This is a genomic window from Clostridium rhizosphaerae (genome assembly GCF_016765585.1).
Lineage (GTDB): Bacteria > Bacillota > Clostridia > Clostridiales > Clostridiaceae > Clostridium_AT > Clostridium_AT rhizosphaerae.
On sequence record NZ_JAESWC010000018.1, the window covers coordinates 408,122 to 426,381 of the forward strand.

An 18,260-nucleotide genomic window follows, 5' to 3' on the forward strand; every position below is an offset into this window, starting at 1 on the left:
TTTTTAAAACGCAATCTAGAACTGATTTAAGAATCTTACATCACTTTCATATAACTGTCTTATATCATCAATTCCATAATTCAGCATAACCATTCTATCTATTCCAAATCCAAAAGCAAAACCGCTGTAAACCTCAGGGTCAATACCACAGTTTCTTAGAACCTGTGGGTGAACCATTCCGCAGCCTAAAATTTCTATCCATCCGCTTCCTTTGCAAAGCTTGCAGCCTTCACCTTCACATACAAAACAGGTAGCATCCATTTCTGCTGAAGGCTCTGTGAATGGGAAATGATGTGGTCTGAATTTTGTTTTTAAGTTCTCTCCAAACATTTTTCTAGCAAACAAATCTAAAGTTCCTTTTAAGTCCGCAAATGTTATTCCCTTATCTATAACTAAGCCTTCCATCTGATAGAAAATTGGCGAATGAGAAGCATCTACTGCATCAGAACGATAAACCTTTCCTGGAGCTATTACCTTTATTGGAGGCTTTTGCTTTTCCATTGTTCTAATTTGAAGAGGTGAAGTCTGAGTTCTAAGAACGATATTGTCATTTATATAAAAAGTATCCTGTTCTCCTCTTGCAGGGTGGTTTTTAGGTATATTTAAAGCTTCAAAATTATAGTAGTCAAGCTCAACCTCTGGTCCTTCAACAATTGAAAATCCCATGGACAAAAATATATCCTGCATAGTTTCAAGAGTTTGTGCAAGAGGGTGTCTCTTACCTAAAACCTTTTTGTTTCCTGGCATTGATATGTCTATAACTTCCTTCTTTAATCTTAATTCTTTTTCTTTAGTTTTTATATTGCTTGATGCATCTTCAATAAAATTTTCCAATGCTTCTCTAACTTCATTAGCAACCTTTCCCACTATAGGTCTTTCGTCTGCTGTAAGAGCTCCCATACCCCTTAATATTTGAGTAAGTTCACCTTTTTTCCCTAGATACTTTACTCTTATATTTTCTAAATCGACCTTGCTGGCAGCTTCTTTTAATTCCTTTAAAGCGCTTTCTTTTATTGCTTCCAACTTTTCCTTCATACACATTTTCTCCCTTCATTGGCAATCTGCCTTCTAAAATTCTTTAACATGTTAACCTTATTTCAAATTTTAATGCATAAAAAAATCCGTCCCTATAGAAGGGACGGATGTATTCCGCGGTGCCACCCTAATTGACATAAAATGTCCTCTTAGATAAAGTTAATGGTTTTACCCACTGACGACTACTTAATTTCACCGTCAAAACTCCGAAGTGAACTTCAATATAATAATTAATAAAAAGGCTTTCAGTCAGCGGCCCTTTCTCCCTGAAAAAATCTTATATCTACTCTCTTCATCACAGTTTCTTATTTATTTTATAATATATTATAGTTTACCCTTATTCTATTGTCAACCTCTGTCTTACTGCTTCAAAAATCATAATTGAAGCTGCTGCTGCTGCATTTAATGATTCAGCATTACCCGGCATTGGTATCTTAACCTTCAAATCAGCCTTGGAATAGATTTCATCACTTATTCCGTTTCCTTCATTTCCAACAGCAATAATGAAATTTCCTGTTAAATCTGTCTCATAAAAGCACTTTGAATCTTCTAGTGAACTTACAACAAGCTTAAAACCTTTATTTCTTAATCTATCTAATACCATTAAATCTTCATCTTCTATAATAGCTATGTTGAAAATGGATCCCATTGTTGATCTTAATGTCTTATCATTATATACATCCACTGTACCCTTAGTCATGATAACTCCGCTTGCTCCTGCTGCGTGAGCACTTCTTATTATGGTACCTAGATTCCCAGGATCCTGTAATCTGTCCACAAGAATATAAAAACCTTTATCAGCTTCCATATTTATAGACTTCTTATTTACAACTGCTAAAATCCCCTGTGGTGTTTCGGTATTACATAAAGTATTAAATATGCTTTCCTTGACGATATATAATTTAAGTTTATCATTAAGCCTATTTTTATTCTGAAAATCTTGCAATTTTTCTTCAGCTTTCTCACTAATGAGAACTAAAGGCACATCAAATTGGGACTTTAAAGCTTCCTCTACAAATCTAAAGCCTTCAACTAAAAACTGTCCTTTTTCATTTCTGTACTTTTTTTCTTTAAGCTTTCTGACTTCTTTTACAATTGCGTTATCCTTGCTTTGAATTAATTCCAAATATTTTCACCTTATCTTCCAAACAAATTTTCAAATTTATTCAACTCTTTATTATCCCCAATTGCAATTACAACATCTTGTTCTCTTATAATATCATCAGCTTTGGGAGCAATATTTACATCATGATTTTTCTTTATAGCTATAACACTTAAGCCATAATTTAATCTAACATCAATCTCTTTTAAAGTTTTCCCATACCATTCTTCCGGCGCTGCAATCTCAGCAATATTATAATCAGGTGATAATTCTATATAATCTAATATATTAGATGCAAAAATATTATGTGCAACTCTTACACCCATATCTCTTTCTACAAAAACAACTCTATCAGCACCGATTTTATATAAAAGCTTGGCATGCCTTTCGTCATGAGCTTTACTTATTATATATTTAACACCGAGTTCCTTTACTATAAGCGTAGCCATTATACTCGCTTGAATATCCGATCCGATACCTATTACAGCTACATCAAAATTGCTTATACCTAATTCTTTAAGGCTTTTCTCATCAGAAGTATCTACCTGTGCTGCATGAGTAACATAGTCTGCTATTTCTCTGACAGCTGCTTCCTCTGAATCTACAGCTAAAACTTCATTTCCCAGTGAGTAAAGTGTTCTGGCTACAGAAGAACCAAAGTTTCCAAGTCCTATAACTACAAATTGCTTCTTTCTCATATAAAACCCTCCATCTTAACAATACTGTTATTATCCAACCAGTATTTTATCTTCTGGATATTTTATAGTATTGCTCTTTCCAGTACCCGAAATTGCTAAAGCTATTGTTAAAGGGCCTACTCTTCCGCAGTACATAGTGAAAATAATAATTCCTTTCCCTATAGCTGTTAGTTTGGTGGTGAGCCCTAAAGTAAGTCCAACTGTTCCAAAGGCAGAAGTTGCTTCATAAATGATATATTCCAATGAAGCACCAACCTCAGTAATTGATAGAACCATACTTACAACTACTACAAGAGTAATGCTTATTACTGAAATGGTAAGTGCCTTATATACTGTATCTCTTCCAATTCTCTTTTTAAAAATTTCGGTATCTTCCCTGCCCTTTATAACTGACACTATAGTCATAACTAAAAGTCCTGCTGTGGCAGTCTTTATTCCTCCTGCTGTAGAACCTGGCGATCCTCCAATAAACATAAGGATAATTGTTAGAAACCTTCCTGCAGGCGTCATATCTGCAGTAGAAATAGAATTAAAGCCTGCAGTTCTTGGAGTAATAGATGCAAAAATAGAAGATAGAAGCTTTCCTTTTAAGCTCATAGGCTGTATGGTAGAAGGATTATTAAATTCAAATAACATCATTAATAATGCACCGCCAAAAACTAAAATACCAGTAACTGTTAAAACCAGCTTAGCATGCAAAGATAACCTTCTCTTTATCTTATAATTAAACAATTCGTACCATACTGTAAAGCCTAAACCTCCAAAAACTATTAATGCTCCTATAGTTAATATTATTATTGAATTTTCAGCATAGAGCGTAAGACTTCTAAAATCTCCAATCAAATCAATTCCTGCATTACAAAAGGCTGATATTGAGTGAAATATACTATAATAAATCCCCTTGCCTAATCCAAATTCAGGAATAAATACAGTAGATAATAAAGCTGCCCCCAAGCCTTCTACTGTAAAGGTAAATATCAAAACATACTTTGCAAGCTTAACAAGTCCCTGTAAAGTAAAAGCATTCATAGCCTCCTGCATAACAAGCCTCTCTTGAAGAGTAATTCTCTTACCTATAACAAGAGAAATCAGTGTAGCAAAAGACATAAACCCTAAACCTCCTATTTGTATCAAGCACAAAATAACATTCTTACCAAAGTAGCTCCAATATGTACCTGTATCAACAGTTACTAATCCAGTAACACAGACGGAAGTTGTAGCTGTAAATAAACAGTCTATAAAAGGAGTACTTATTCCTTCACTAGATGCGATGGGCAGCTTCAATAAAAGAGCACCTGCTAAAATAACCGCCGCAAATCCAATAACTAAAATTTGCACCGGCTTAAACTTATAGTCTTTATATAAACTAAATTGCATATGTTCACCCCATGTAAAAATAATGCAATAAAATTCTTATATTAATGATGACACAAAACATCCAATCTTCAAGTATTTATGAAACATCATTAATGTATTAGAACTTTTGCATTGTATATATTAATATAACTATATTTATATGTATTAGCCATAATAATATTCTTATAAATAAGCTTTAAGGACCATACAAAATATGTATAAATCTATAATATAATTATACACAAATAGTACAATTTAACAATTGCTATAAAAAATAAAAAATGCAGCTTTAAACTGCATTTTTTATATTAAGCATTTAATTGCTTCTTAGCTACTTCAACTAAATCAGAAAATGCTTTTGGATCATTAATAGCTATTTCTGAAAGCATTTTTCTGTTTATATCTATACCAGCAAGCTTAATTCCATTCATAAATCTGGAATATGATAATCCGTTCATTCTTGTAGCTGCATTTATTCTTGCTATCCAAAGACTTCTAAAGTCTCTCTTCTTTAACTTTCTTCCAACATAAGCATTTCTTAATGCTCTAATAACTGTTTCATTAGCAGTTTTAAATAACTTGCTCTTTCCACCATAGTAGCCCTTCGCAAGCTTTAACACTTTTTTATGATATTTACGAGCATTCATAGCTCTTTTAACTCTTGCCATTTAAAAAACCTCCTTCTGTAACCTCAATATTATAGATATGGTAATAATTTCTTCATTGCTTTTTCTTGAGCAACTGACACATAACCAGTCTTTCTAAGGTTTCTCTTTCTCTTAGAGCTCTTCTTTGTTAGTATATGGCTCTTGAAAGCCTTAGCTCTCTTTAATTTTCCTGATCCTGTTTTCTTAAATCTTTTAGCTGCACCTCTATGTGTTTTCATTTTAGGCATAGTAAAATCCTCCTCTCAATTATGCTCTTTTAGGAGCCAGTATCAAAATCATGTTTCTTCCTTCTAATTTTGCTGGTTTTTCTATTACACATACATCTTCTAATCTGCTTGAAAATGAATTTAGTATTCCATGACCTACATGTGAATAGTCAGCTTCTCTACCTCTAAATCTTACTGTTACTTTTACCTTGTCGCCATCAATCAAGAATTTTCTAGCATTGTTTGCTTTAATTGTAACATCATGTTCCTCTATAGTAGGACTAAGTCTTACTTCCTTGATAGTTACAATCTTTTGATTCTTCCTAGCTTCTTTTTCTTTTTTTGACTGCTCATATAAGAACTTTCCATAGTCCATTATTTTGCAAACAGGTGGATTAGCAGTAGGAGCTATAAGAACTAAATCTAGTTCCTTTTCTTCAGCTATTCTTAGAGCTTCCTTGGTCAGAATTACGCCTAGTTGTTCATTTTCGCTGCCTATAACTCTGACTTCCTTTTCTCTTATTTCCTCATTTAAAAGAAAATCTTTACTAATAATTTTCACCTCCATACATCTTTTAAATGTATATAAAAAAGGACGGCAATGCCGTCCTTTAATAGTCAAATTAATAGTTGACCTATTGTAACCTCACTAGCAATGCTGTAAGGTGAGAAACGGCTGTTTCTTCTTAACAATAAGTATTCTACACGTTATTCTTTATTTTGTCAAATACTTTTTTAATTTTAAGTAAAAATCAATTATACTTTTACCCCTGTTCTAATCTTTTCACATAACTCACAACTGTTACAGAAGCTCACTCTGTCTCCAAAAACATTTTTTATAGTGTCTAATAGTTCTTTATTGCTGCAATTTTCAACTCCATGAATAGCTACAATGTTTGGAGCATTTGTAATCAAACCGCTTATAAGCATATCATCTATACTTACTGCACCGCTGTATTTTGCTTCTGACAGATCACTGAAGAGCACATCCATTATATCATTTCCATGCTCATCCTTAATATCATAGCTGCTGTCTGGTCTAATGATTATGTTCACCTTTTCCATTTTACTTTCCTGAATTTCAACAAAATATTTTAAAAGCTTTATAAATTCGCTGTACTCTTTTTCTACCATATAGCTTTCAACAACTTTATCTATTATGCTTTCCATATCATCAATGAGCTCTTTCATTCTAAAGGTAATAAAGCCTTTTATATTTATTTCTTTATTTTCCTCAATACATTCAATTATTTTCTGTATAATTGAATTTTTTCTATTCCGAAAATAAACCATATACTCATTAAGTATAGCTCCTTCACTTTTAAGAGCATCTAAACTTAATTTTTTAATCTCCTTTATTTCATCATACTTTAAGAAAAAATAAGTATCTGTCAAGAAACTCTGCATTTCTTTTTTATAAAATTCATCTATTACTATATCATAAAGTATATTAGCCGTATAAAGATTAAAAATATTATTGAATCTAGTATTAAAAGCATTGTCATCACAAAATATTTTTAAGAAGTGAGTATTGCTCTCAATGCTTTCCGAAAAGCCTACTATTATGTCTCTATCATGGAAATACTTTTTCATCTTGCTGAAGCTGTCAACTATGTCTTCCTTGCTGTTATCATATACTACGGTTAAAAGCAGCATATCTCACACTCCCTTCTAAAAATAGTATGTGTCTTAAGAAAATGTATATGCAAATTAAAATAAGCAATTATCGACAAATAAGTAACTTGAATTTATTATATTATTCCTGTATCATAGAAATATTATTTATGAAGGCTGGTGGAAATATGAAAGGAGTTATTGTTGATTATAGAATTGACACTGTTGAAAAGTTCAATTTAGAAAAACTTGGCTATGAAGTTATTATTGTTCCTCCGTCAAGAGTTTTATATGAAGCTGTAAGCGGACATCCTGATATGCTTTTACATATAGTAAATAAAGATACAATCATCATTCACAAGGATATGGAAGCTGTTTTTATAAAAAAGTTAGAAGCTTATAATTACTCTGTTCTAGTTTCAGATAATAAGCTTCAAAATAATTATCCTTTTGACATAATTTTAAATGCAGTAAACTTACCAAAAATTTTTATACATAATATAAAGTATACTGATAGTAAACTCCTGCACTTTTTAAAAGAAAAAAATCTTAAAAATGTAAAACAAGGCTATTCAAAATGTTCTACTGCTATTATAAGCAATGCTGCTATTATTACTAGCGATATCGGTATAGCCGAGAGTGCTGAGGAAGAAAATATTGATGTATTATTACTTCCACCAGGAGACATTTTGCTTCCTGGACTTAATTATGGGTTTATTGGAGGATGCTGTGGGCTTTTAGAAGATGATTTATTAGCCTTTTATGGTAGTTTAGATTATTATGCTTATGGTAAAGAAGTACTGGGTTTTTTAAAAAAACATAATGTTAAACCAGTATTTTTAAGAAATGGAAAACTTATAGACAGAGGAAGCATATTTAGAATATATAACTTATAACAATTTAAATAAAAAATAAAAAGCTGTACTTTTGTACAGCTTTTTATTTATGGAGGCGCCACCCAGATTTGAACTGGGGATAAAGGTTTTGCAGACCTCTGCCTTACCACTTGGCTATAGCGCCATATGGAGCGGAAAACGAGATTCGAACTCGCAACCTTCACCTTGGCAAGGTGACACTCTACCATTGAGTCATTTCCGCATATATTATGGTGGCCAGACCAGGAATCGAACCAGGGACACGAGGATTTTCAGTCCTCTGCTCTACCGACTGAGCTATCTGGCCATATTGAAAAGTGGCGACTCAGAAGGGGCTCGAACCCTCGACCTCCGGCGTGACAGGCCGGCACTCTAACCAACTGAGCTACTGAGCCATTTTGTGGTGGGCACAACAGGGATCGAACCTGTGACCCTCTGCTTGTAAGGCAGATGCTCTCCCAGCTGAGCTATGCGCCCACAAAAACTTCTCAACACATTTATGATTATATAATGATAAGTCATAATTGTCAATAACTTTTTACACAATTTATCCACTTTTATTTAAGAGTCTATTTGTCACTATTACAATTTTTCTAATAATTCTCCTATATCCTTATTGCTAAAAATATAAGATGTATTGCAAAAATGGCACTTTATTTCTTCTTCCTTGCCTTCTGAGTATATCTCTTCTAAGTCTTTTCTTCCTATGCTTATAAGTGCTTTTTCTACTCTTTCTCTAGAGCAGTCACATTCAAACTCCGGAACCAGGCTGTCTAGTATATTTAAATCCATATCTTCAAAAATGAATTCAAGTATTTCTTCAATAGACATTCCTTTCTCTATAAGCTCAGTAATAGAAGGTATTTCCTCTAATCTGTAGGTTATTAAATCAGCTGCAAGCTCACTTGCACCTGGCATGATTTGTATAATAAAGCCTCCTGCTGCACTAATGCTTAAATCCTTATCTACAAGAACTCCAAGACCTACTGCAGACGGAGTTTGTTCTGAAGTTGTGAAATAGTAAGCCAAATCATCCCCTATTTCTCCGGTATAAATAGGCACTTGGCCTACATAAGGCTCCTTAAGCCCCATATCTCTTATAACTAATAAGTTTCCATTTAAACCTACAGCGCCACCAACATCAAGCTTTCCTTTGTCGTTAGCAGGCAGATCAACCTCTGGGTTGCCTATGTAGCCTTTAACTTTTGCATTCGGGTAAGCTGTGACTACAATTCCTTTTGCCTCTCCCCCGCCTAATATTTGAAGGGTTAATGTATCCTTTTCAGCTTTAAGCATTGCTCCCATAAGACTTCCTGCTGTAAGCATCCTTCCTAGTGCTGCTGCTGCAGTAGCTGCACAATTATGTATCTTTACAGCTTCTCCTACAAGTTCGGTAGTTATAGCTCCGAATATTCTTACCATTCCATTTTGAGCGGTTGCTCTTATTAATTTATCCGACATTGTTTTCTCCTTTTCCCAAAACATAAACTAATCTCTCACAGTCTTTATCAATCAAAATACTTTCATAGTTGTTTAATTTTTCTATAACCCTAAAACCTGTTTCCTTAATAATTTTGTCTAAATACTCTTCCTTATATGCTTTCTCAGAGTGCTCTTCATCAAATCGTCTATAATTATTTTCTTCCTTAACAAAGAAGGTAAGATTCATGCTCACAATATCATCTTCTAAGAAGTTTTCCCATATATAAACTACTTCCTCATTATCAAAAGTAAAAGTATTATTGCCAAGCACTTCAGTCAGCTTATTGTAGGAATTAATATCAAATATAAATAATCCATTGTCCTTTAAGTGATCATATACACCTTTAAAATATAATTTAATATCTTCATCCTCTGTAATATAGTTTGTAGAGTCTAGGCAGCAAGTTATTAAATCAAACTTGCTATTAAGTTTTAGACTGCATATATCCTGGCAAATAAGCTTTGCTTTTATACCTGCTGCTCTTAGTTTTCCTTCAGCTTCTGTAAGCATCTGCTCCGATAAATCCACAGCCCAAGCTCTTTTGAAATTTTTTGCAATTTTAAGAGTAAGGTTTCCTGTGCCGCAGGCCAAATCAAGATAATCTGCTTCCTCAATATTATATTTATTACATATGTCCATAATTTTATCAGCCCAGGTATTATAATCTATATCCGAATTAATCAGTTCATCGTATATAACTGCGAACTCCTTATATTGACTCATTTAAGAACCCTCTTTCATAAGATTTTCCATACCCAAACTAATATTATATATTTTCATCGCATAAGTCAATATTTTAATTCTCTTTATCTTCTAATTCTATATAACCATTATTCATTATAATCTCTTTGTTTCTCGGAAGATTTAATTCTTTTTTTCTTTTAGTCATTATCCCACCTATTCTTCCGGTTTCTTCTGCGGTTAAGCCACTCCACCCATGTTTATCCACCTTATCTCTTAAACCGAGTTCCTCTGCTATTTCATATTTTATTTTTTCTCTAAGCTTTTCAATTTCTGTCAGTTCTCTGTTGGATTTTAATTTTGCTTTAATTACTTTTTTTAATGGTGTTTTTCCCATGAAAATCCCCTCCCTGTTTTGCTACTTATTAGTTTAACCTAGGAGATTTTCTTTATTCACTTTGCAAATGAAATTATTTGAAGATGTAAGAAAAAAGTTCAGAGGATAAATCCCCTGAACCTTAATTCAATAATTATTATTTAGCTGCAGCCTTTCCTTCTACATAAGCTCTGTCAAAATACATCATTCCAACAGGAGTCTTACGAACACCTTTAACATAAGGCTTACAAGCTACATTAGATACATAGAAAGCTACTGGAATCATTGCTGAATCTTCATCTATAAGTATCTTTTCAGCATCGTGAAGCATCTGCATTGACTTAATTGGATCCTTTTCTTTCTTAGCCCCTAAGATTAATGCATCGTACTTAGGATTGCTGTACTGAGGATGATTATTTCCGTCTTTAGTAACAAATATATCAAGCATTGTCATTGGGTGCATGTAGTCTCCTATCCATCCATCTCTAGCTATAAAGTAGTTACCTGCTCTTCTTTGTGGGGTAAATACCTTCCACTCAACTTCATTTAGTTTAACTTCGATTCCTAAATTCTTTTTCCACATATCTTGAACTGCTTGAGCAATCTTTTTATGAGTTTCATCATTATTATAAGCATATTCCACTTGCGGGAAGCCCTTTCCATCTGGGAATCCAGCTTCAGCTAAAAGTTGTTTAGCTTTTTCTACATCGCCCTTTGCAGGAAGCATATCTCCCCCAACATCTCTAAACTGCTTTGAGGAATCACTGTCTGGGAAACCATATGGCACAAATGATGTAGCTGGCTTACGTGGGTCCTGCCAAACCTTATCTATAAGCACTTGTCTGTCTATAGCTAAGGATAAAGCTTTTCTAACCTTTGGATTATCAAGTCCTGGTTTCTTATTATTTAAGCTTATATAATAAGTTCCTATATAAGGCAGACTAACAACCTTGCCTTCCTTAGTTAATCTAGGAACATCATTACTAGGTATTGAGTCAAGATAATCAACTTCACCTGTTTCAAAAGCTGATAATGCTGAAGACTGCTGAACTATCATAACAAACTTCATTTTATCCAATTTAACTTGAGCTTTATTCCAATAGTTGTCGTTCTTAACAAACTGCATTTCCTTATCAGGTGTATAAGCAGTTACTTTAAACGGTCCATTTCCTACATAAGTTTCAGGCTTTGTTGCCCACTTGTCTTTATCTTTTTCAACTATATCTTGTCTAACAGGCATAAGTGTTGCTAGAGTACATAGCTGTAAGAAGTATGGTGTTGGATTTTCAAGTTCAACTTCGAGAGTATTATCGTCCTTTGCCTTTACACCAACATCATCAATTTTAGCCTGCTTTCCATTAAAAGCCGCTCCATTTTTCAAATAATAAAGCTGAGTTGCATAGCCTGATGCTACAGCTGGGTCTAATACTCTTTTCCATGCATATTCATAATCTTTAGCTTTAACAGGCTGGCCATCTGACCACTTTGCATCTTTTCTAATATGAAATACATATTTAGTTGGATTATTAGAATCAAAATCCACTTTTTCTGCAGCTGCAAGTTCCGGCTGGTTTTTATCATTAAGTCTCATGAGTCCCTCAAACACCTGATTTACAACTGTAGCAGATCCAACTGTAGTTGCAAGACCCGGATCGTAGGTATCATTTTCTGCTCCAAGATTGTAAACAACTGATTGTTCATCTTTTGCAGCACTTGTACCCGGATTAGTATTAGCAGGAGCTGGCTTGCTGCAGCCTGCAAATATGGAAGTGGTCATAACTATAGTAGTCACGAGTATAAACAATTTTGAAAGCTTTTTCTTTACCATTAAATTTTCCCCCTTTATTTTTTCAATATTTATCTTAACAACCATAAATATTTTGAGGTTGTTAATTTACAAATTATTCAACTAGATGGCACGCTACTTGATGTCCGCCTCCAATATCTTTTAAAGATGGTGTTACTTCTTTGCATACTTCTTTTACAAATCTGCATCTTCCTCTAAACCTGCAGCCTGGAGGAGGGTCAATCGGACTTGGAACATCTCCCTCTAACACTATTCTTTTCCTTTGGGCAGCTTCATCTGGATCGGGTATTGGTATAGCAGACAATAACGCCGTTGTATACGGATGCACAGGATGAGTATAGAGTTCATTACTTTCCGCTATCTCAACTAAATTCCCCAAATACATAACACCTATTCTATTTGATATGTGCTTAACCATTGATAGGTCGTGAGCTATAAATAGATATGTTAATCCTAAAGAATCCTGCAAATCCTCCAGCATGTTAACTACTTGGGCTTGGATGGATACATCTAAAGCAGATATAGGTTCATCGCAGATTATAAATTCTGGTTCAACGGCTAGGGATCTTGCTATCCCGATTCTCTGTCTTTGTCCCCCTGAAAACTCATGAGGATATCTGTTCATATGTTCCGTATTTAATCCAACCATGTTAAGCAAATAATCTATTCTTTCTTTTCTTTCTTTGCCTTTCATAAGCTTATGTATATCAATAGATTCTCCAACAATATCTCCAACAGTCATTCTTGAGTCTAGAGAAGCGTAGGGATCCTGAAAAATAATCTGCATTTTTCTTCTATAGATAAGCATTTCTTTCTCTGATAATTTTTCAATATGCTGTCCATTATATATTATTTCACCACTGGTAGGCTCATAAAGCTTTATGAGAGTTCTTCCACAGGTAGTTTTTCCACATCCTGACTCACCAACAAGACCTAATGTCTCTCCTTTTTTTATATCAAAGGATACATCATCAACTGCCTTAACATTGCTCACAGATTTATTAAACAATCCTTTATTAATAGGAAAGTACTTTTTTAAATTTTTAACAGAAACCAAATACTCTTCATTCATTTCTATACCCCTCTCTTAGTTGACCTTTCTACTTTAGGAGCTAAAGGATGGTTTAACCAGCAGGCTGATCTTTGAGTATCACTTATTTTAAATTCCTCTGGCATCTTTTGAAGACATACTTCCATTGCAAACTTACAGCGTGGTGCAAAAGGACATCCTTTAGGAGGATTCAACAAATCCGGCGGCTGACCCTCTATAGGCTTAAGTCTCTCTTTCGTCAAGGTCTTTGGATTTGGCACACTGTCTAAAAGTCCCCATGTATATGGATGCTTAGAATTATTAAAAATATCTCTTGTAGTCCCTTTTTCAACTATGCAGCCTCCGTACATAACATTTACCTTGTCACAAATATCGGCTACTATTCCTAGGTCATGAGTAATCAAAATGATAGATGTATTTAATTTTTCTCTTAAATCATTTAAAATTTCAAGTATTTGCGCCTGAATAGTAACATCTAGAGCTGTTGTAGGTTCATCCGCTATTAAGAGCTTTGGCTGACAAGAAAGCGCCATAGCAATCATAACTCTTTGTCTCATACCGCCTGAGAATTCATGAGGATACTGTTTCATTCTTTTTTCAGGGCTTGGTATTCCAACAAGTCTAAGCATATCAACGGATACTTTTCTTGCTTCTTCCTTTCCAAGTCCTTTATGCAGTCTTAAAGCTTCAACCATTTGTGTTTCAATCCTTAGGACTGGATTTAATGAAGTCATAGGATCTTGAAATATCATACTAATATTATTTCCTCTGATTTCTTTCATCTCTTTTTCTTTTAAGGTAACTATATCTCTTCCATCAAAAACTACACTTCCATTTACTATTTTCCCTGTTTCGACTAAAAGTCTCATGACCGAAAACATAGTAACAGACTTACCGCTTCCAGACTCCCCTACTATTCCTATCGCCTCACCGCGTTTTAAGTCAAAGGATATATTTCTTACTGCTTTAACTTCACCCACATGAGTAAAGAAAGAGGTACTTAAATCTTTTATTTCAAGCAAATTATCCATAAAATACACCTACTTTCTCATCTTAGGGTCAAGAGCATCTCTTAGCCCATCACCGAATAAATTGAAGCCAATCATAGTTATACAAATTGCAATTGCTGGAATAAACAACTGATAAGGATGAGTTTTAAAAATTGAAAGAGCATCGTTGCAAAGTGTTCCCCAACTTGACATAGGAGCGGAAACTCCAAGTCCTATAAAGCTTAAAAAAGCTTCTGTAAATATTGCCCCGGGAATAGATAAAGTTAAAGTTACAATAATCTGTCCCATGCAGTTAGGTATAAGATGTCTTAAAATTATTCTGCTTTTTTTAGCTCCGGCTGCTTTAGCCGCCAATATAAATTCCTGTTCCTTTAGGGAAAGCACCTGACCTCTAACTATACGGGCCATATTTCCCCAATATACAATACCAAGGGTTATAAATACATTAGTCAGTCCTTTTCCTAGTACAACCATCAGCAAAATTACATAAAGCATCATTGGGATACTATAAATAACATCAACGATTCTCATCATTAGGTTATCTACTCTTCCGCCAAGATATCCGGAAATTCCACCATACAGTATGCCTATAGTTAAGTTTATAAAAGCTGCAACAAACCCAACAGACAAAGAAATTCTCGCCCCATACATAACTCTTACAAATAAATCTCTTCCAAGCTCATCGGTACCAAACCAATGAACTTTATCAGGATATTGATTAGAATTAATAAGATCATTACTTGAATAATCAAATTTACTAATGTAAGGTCCCACAATAGCTAAAATTACTATAACAAATATAGTCACCATAGAAATCATAGCTACTTTATTTTCCTTAAGCCTTCTCCAAGCATCCTGCCAGTAGCTTACACTTGGTCTTATAGATTCTTGTGCAGCCTTTTTTTCTTTATCAACAAATTCAAAATTAAGCTTCTCGTAAGAACTTTCCATACTGCTCACTACCCTTCCAGTTTAATTCTTGGATCAATAAAGGCATAAACTAAGTCAACAAACAGATTACATAATACTAAGAACAAGCTATAAAACACCGTTACACCTAATATAGCTGTATAGTCACGATTTCCTATACTATCAACAAAAGATCTGCCAAGACCTGGTATTGTAAAAATCTTTTCTATAACAAAGCTTCCTGTCAAAACACCTGCCACAAGGGGTCCCAGATAAGTTACAACTGGAAGCATAGCATTTTTAAGTGCATGCTTAATAATTATAGAAGTTTCAGATAAACCTTTTGCCTTCGCTGTTCTAATGTAATCCTGCCTTATTACATCTAAAAGACTTGATCTAACAAGCCTTGAGATAAACGCCATTGAGTATCCGCCTAATGCTATTGCAGGCAATACATAATGTCTTGGGGTATCTAATCCATATACCGGAAACCATCTCAATTTTTCAGCGAAGAAATATATAAACAGTGTTGCAATAACAAAGGCTGGTATGGTTACTCCAAGAGTGCTTATAAACATAGTCACCCTATCAGGCCATCTCCCCTGCTTAAGAGCAGCTATTATACCTAATATCAATCCAAATATAACCGCTAAACTGACAGCTGCAACACCCAACTTTGCAGAAACAGGAAATCCTCTGCTTATAATTTCATTTATAGAAACTCCTTTTTGCTTAAACGACGGCCCTAAATCCAGTTTAACCAAATTCTTTAAATAATCCACGTATTGAATATACACAGGCTCATTTAATTTATACCTCTCCTCAAGGTTTTTTCTTACTTCTATTGGTGTATCCTTCTCTGAATCAAACGGTCCACCCGGTATTACCCTTGATAAGGTAAAGGTTAGGGTTACTACAACCCATAAGGTTATAATGCTTGAGAATATTCTTTTTAGTACATATCTGCCCACAACAACTCCCCCTAATTAAATTTATTAATATTTTCTTTGGTTTTAAATATATAAAATACAATAAAGTTTCTACATTAATGATGTCATATAATATCTAATCTTTAAGGATATTTAGTAGATCATTAATGTATTGAAGCTTTTGCTTTGTATATAAATATTTCGATGATATAAATATATATTCAGTCATTTAATTAAATATTCTTGAAATTCAAACTTTAGTAATACCTTTTTAATAAATAATTAATAAATAACTATGCATAAAATACTTGTTATGTGAATACTCATGAAGAATTCAAGCAGAAATTATAATGAAAAAATTTATGAAATGTACAGAGTTGTTTTTAAGAAAAAATATTTATAATGAAATGATTAGGTTAATAATACTAATAAGTAATAATATGGAAGTATGTATTTAAAAATGATGAGGGAGATTGCTCCCCCTCATCTTAAAAGAGATGACAAGCCACAAAATGATCCTTTTCAATTTCTTTAAACTCAGGCTGTGCCTCACTGCAGATTGGTTTTGCATATCTGCATCTAGCCGCAAATCTGCAACCTGGTTTTGGGTTGATAGGGCTTGGCACTTCGCCTTCAAGCATAATTCTTTGTCTATTCCTTTCGGTTTCTGGGTCAGGAATAGGAATTGCTGAAAGCAGCGCCTGAGTGTAAGGGTGTAAAGGTTTTTCATATAAAGTGTGGCTGCTTGCTAACTCAACCATAGTGCCCAAATACATAACACCTACTCTGTCGGATATATGCTTAACCATTGATAGGTCATGGGCAATGAATAAATAAGTAAGACCTAGCTCTTTTTGAAGTTTAATAAGCAGGTTTACTATTTGCGCCTGTATAGAAACGTCAAGCGCTGAAATAGGTTCGTCACAAACTATAAAATCTGGTTCTATAGCAAGTGCTCTTGCAATACCTATTCTTTGTCTTTGTCCTCCTGAAAACTCATGAGGAAATCTTGAAGCATGCTCTTTATTTAATCCTACAAGCTCTAAGAGTTTATAAATTCTATTTGTTCTCTCTTGTCCTGTATGAAGATTATGAATATCAATACCTTCTCCAATAATATCCCCTACTGTCATTCTTGGGTTCAAGGATGCATAAGGGTCTTGGAATATTATCTGTGCTCTTCTACTAAATTCCTTTTTATCTTTTTTATTTAAACCTTGGATATTTACACCATCAAATAAAACTTCTCCAGCTGTAGCTGAATATAAACCCATAACAGTTCTTCCGCAGGTAGTCTTGCCGCAGCCGGACTCTCCTACTAGTCCTAAGGTTTCACCTTTTTTAATAACAAAGCTTACATCATCTACCGCTTTTAGTGTAGCATCCTTGCCTACTTTAAAATATTTTTTAAGATTTTTAACTTCGATTAAATTTTCTGCTGCCATTATTTTGCACCTCCTGCTAAGCTTTTTTCTACTTTTGGTGCTAAAGGATGCTTAAGCCAGCAAGATACTTCGTGGTTCTCTGTCATCTTAGTAATCTCAGGCATAGCCTCTTTACATATAGGCATAGCATACTCGCATCTTGATGCAAAAGGACATCCTACTGGAGGCTTTAAAAGATCCGGAGGTGTTCCTTTTATGGAGTATAAGCTGTCCTTATGTCCAGTATCTAATCTTGGAACAGATTGTAAAAGCGCCCAAGTATATGGATGCTGAGGATTATAGAATATTTCATCTGTAGTTCCTCTTTCAATTATCTTTCCTGCATACATAACCTGTATTCTGTGAGCAGAGTCAGCTACTACACCAAGGTCGTGAGTTATAAGTATAACTGCTGTTCCAAGCTTGTTTTGAAGATCTCCTATAAGATCCATTATCTGAGCTTGAATTGTAACGTCAAGAGCAGTAGTAGGCTCGTCAGCTATAAGAATTTTAGGATTGCAGGCAAGCGCTATAGCAATCATAGCTCTTTGTCTCATACCGCCTGAAAATTCATGCGGATACTGCTTAACTCTTTTTTCTGCATTTGGAATATTAACAAGCTTCAACATTTTTGCAGCCTCAGCTAAAGCCTCATGCTTGCTCATACCTCTATGAATAATTAAACTTTCAGCAATTTGCTTTCCAATCGTCATTGTAGGATTTAATGAAGTCATTGGGTCCTGGAAAATCATGCTTATCTCGGAACCTCTAATTTCTCTTAATTCCTTTTCTGAAAGCTTAGCTAAATCTTTCCCATCAAATAATATTTCTGAATCCTGTTTTATTTCACCAGGTGTTTGAATAAGCCTCATTATAGACTTTGCTGTAACAGACTTACCGCAGCCTGATTCACCAACAACAGCTAAGGTTTCACCTTTATTTAAATAGAAATCAACACCTCTTACTGATTGAACTTCACCAGCATAGGTATGATAAGATACTTTTAAGTTTTTAACATCTAATATTCTTTCCATCG

General features: G+C 34.2%; 19 protein-coding genes, 5 tRNA genes and 2 other annotated features. Of the genes, 1 reads left to right on the top strand and 23 read right to left on the bottom strand.

Annotated features, from left to right (window positions below):
* Positions 1–15 precede the first annotated feature (15 nt).
* The 8 genes from pheS to ytxC form a co-directional block, all read right to left on the bottom strand.
* Positions 16–1,035 carry a phenylalanine--tRNA ligase subunit alpha gene (gene pheS, locus JK636_RS20740; RefSeq protein WP_202750889.1) on the bottom strand — a complete coding sequence of 340 codons (1,020 nt, stop codon included), beginning with the start codon at positions 1,033–1,035 and terminating at the stop codon, positions 16–18.
* Between the two features lie 96 nt (positions 1,036–1,131).
* Positions 1,132–1,343: a binding site (T-box leader), on the bottom strand.
* Positions 1,344–1,372: 29 nt separating this feature from the next.
* Complete coding sequence (locus JK636_RS20745; protein WP_202750890.1) at positions 1,373–2,161, bottom strand: TrmH family RNA methyltransferase; 789 nt, start codon at positions 2,159–2,161, stop codon at positions 1,373–1,375.
* Between the two features lie 11 nt (positions 2,162–2,172).
* Positions 2,173–2,835 (bottom strand): potassium channel family protein, encoded by a 663-nt coding sequence (locus tag JK636_RS20750; RefSeq protein WP_202750891.1) that lies wholly within the window; start codon positions 2,833–2,835, stop codon positions 2,173–2,175.
* Positions 2,836–2,865: 30 nt separating this feature from the next.
* The gene (locus JK636_RS20755; RefSeq protein ID WP_338025813.1) at positions 2,866–4,233 is read right to left on the bottom strand and encodes a TrkH family potassium uptake protein; all 1,368 of its coding nucleotides are present in this window, start codon (positions 4,231–4,233) and stop codon (positions 2,866–2,868) included.
* A 266-nt stretch (positions 4,234–4,499) separates the two neighbouring features.
* Positions 4,500–4,859, bottom strand: a complete 360-nt coding sequence (gene rplT, locus JK636_RS20760) for a 50S ribosomal protein L20 (RefSeq protein ID WP_021656916.1) — start codon at positions 4,857–4,859, stop codon at positions 4,500–4,502.
* A 29-nt stretch (positions 4,860–4,888) separates the two neighbouring features.
* Positions 4,889–5,086 (bottom strand): 50S ribosomal protein L35, encoded by a 198-nt coding sequence (gene rpmI, locus JK636_RS20765; RefSeq protein WP_021656917.1) that lies wholly within the window; start codon positions 5,084–5,086, stop codon positions 4,889–4,891.
* 19 nt (positions 5,087–5,105) lie between these two features.
* On the bottom strand, positions 5,106–5,633 hold the full coding sequence (gene infC, locus JK636_RS20770) for a translation initiation factor IF-3 (RefSeq protein WP_202750893.1): 528 nt from the start codon (positions 5,631–5,633) through the stop codon (positions 5,106–5,108).
* 13 nt (positions 5,634–5,646) lie between these two features.
* Positions 5,647–5,759, bottom strand: a sequence feature (ribosomal protein L20 leader region).
* Positions 5,760–5,821: 62 nt separating this feature from the next.
* A complete protein-coding gene (gene ytxC / locus JK636_RS20775; protein WP_202750894.1) occupies positions 5,822–6,721 on the bottom strand; it encodes a putative sporulation protein YtxC in 900 nt (299 codons plus the stop codon).
* A 146-nt stretch (positions 6,722–6,867) separates the two neighbouring features.
* Here ytxC and JK636_RS20780 point away from each other — a divergent pair, with 146 nt between their 5' ends.
* Entirely contained in the window at positions 6,868–7,575 is a 708-nt protein-coding gene (locus tag JK636_RS20780; RefSeq protein ID WP_202750895.1) for a DUF6873 family GME fold protein, read from the top strand.
* Between the two features lie 50 nt (positions 7,576–7,625).
* Here the strand turns inward: JK636_RS20780 and JK636_RS20785 are convergent.
* From JK636_RS20785 to JK636_RS20855, 15 genes are all read right to left on the bottom strand, one after another.
* Positions 7,626–7,699, bottom strand: a tRNA-Cys gene (locus JK636_RS20785).
* A gap of 3 nt (positions 7,700–7,702) precedes the next feature.
* Positions 7,703–7,777, bottom strand: a tRNA-Gly gene (locus JK636_RS20790).
* An 8-nt stretch (positions 7,778–7,785) separates the two neighbouring features.
* Positions 7,786–7,861 (bottom strand) — tRNA-Phe (locus JK636_RS20795).
* A gap of 11 nt (positions 7,862–7,872) precedes the next feature.
* Positions 7,873–7,949, bottom strand: a tRNA-Asp gene (locus JK636_RS20800).
* Positions 7,950–7,955: 6 nt separating this feature from the next.
* Positions 7,956–8,031, bottom strand: a tRNA-Val gene (locus JK636_RS20805).
* Between the two features lie 105 nt (positions 8,032–8,136).
* Entirely contained in the window at positions 8,137–9,015 is an 879-nt protein-coding gene (gene hslO, locus JK636_RS20810; RefSeq protein ID WP_202750896.1) for an Hsp33 family molecular chaperone HslO, read from the bottom strand.
* The gene (locus tag JK636_RS20815) at positions 9,005–9,760 is read right to left on the bottom strand and encodes a class I SAM-dependent DNA methyltransferase (RefSeq protein WP_202750897.1); all 756 of its coding nucleotides are present in this window, start codon (positions 9,758–9,760) and stop codon (positions 9,005–9,007) included. The genes hslO and JK636_RS20815 overlap by 11 nt, the downstream gene beginning before the upstream one ends.
* A 73-nt stretch (positions 9,761–9,833) precedes the next feature.
* Positions 9,834–10,115 (bottom strand): alpha/beta-type small acid-soluble spore protein, encoded by a 282-nt coding sequence (locus tag JK636_RS20820; protein WP_202750898.1) that lies wholly within the window; start codon positions 10,113–10,115, stop codon positions 9,834–9,836.
* 136 nt (positions 10,116–10,251) lie between these two features.
* Positions 10,252–11,922, bottom strand: a complete 1,671-nt coding sequence (locus JK636_RS20825) for a peptide ABC transporter substrate-binding protein (RefSeq protein WP_202750899.1) — start codon at positions 11,920–11,922, stop codon at positions 10,252–10,254.
* A gap of 73 nt (positions 11,923–11,995) precedes the next feature.
* Positions 11,996–12,973 carry an ABC transporter ATP-binding protein gene (locus JK636_RS20830; protein WP_202750900.1) on the bottom strand — a complete coding sequence of 326 codons (978 nt, stop codon included), beginning with the start codon at positions 12,971–12,973 and terminating at the stop codon, positions 11,996–11,998.
* A 2-nt stretch (positions 12,974–12,975) separates the two neighbouring features.
* Complete coding sequence (locus JK636_RS20835) at positions 12,976–13,983, bottom strand: ABC transporter ATP-binding protein (protein ID WP_202750901.1); 1,008 nt, start codon at positions 13,981–13,983, stop codon at positions 12,976–12,978.
* Between the two features lie 9 nt (positions 13,984–13,992).
* Complete coding sequence (locus JK636_RS20840; protein WP_202750902.1) at positions 13,993–14,913, bottom strand: ABC transporter permease; 921 nt, start codon at positions 14,911–14,913, stop codon at positions 13,993–13,995.
* An 8-nt stretch (positions 14,914–14,921) separates the two neighbouring features.
* Complete coding sequence (locus tag JK636_RS20845; RefSeq protein WP_202750903.1) at positions 14,922–15,842, bottom strand: ABC transporter permease subunit; 921 nt, start codon at positions 15,840–15,842, stop codon at positions 14,922–14,924.
* Between the two features lie 446 nt (positions 15,843–16,288).
* Positions 16,289–17,245, bottom strand: coding sequence for an ABC transporter ATP-binding protein (locus tag JK636_RS20850; protein WP_202750904.1), 957 nt, complete (start codon positions 17,243–17,245; stop codon positions 16,289–16,291).
* A complete protein-coding gene (locus JK636_RS20855) occupies positions 17,245–18,258 on the bottom strand; it encodes an ABC transporter ATP-binding protein (protein WP_202750905.1) in 1,014 nt (337 codons plus the stop codon). Before JK636_RS20855 ends, JK636_RS20850 begins: the two co-directional genes overlap by 1 nt.
* Positions 18,259–18,260 lie beyond the last annotated feature (2 nt).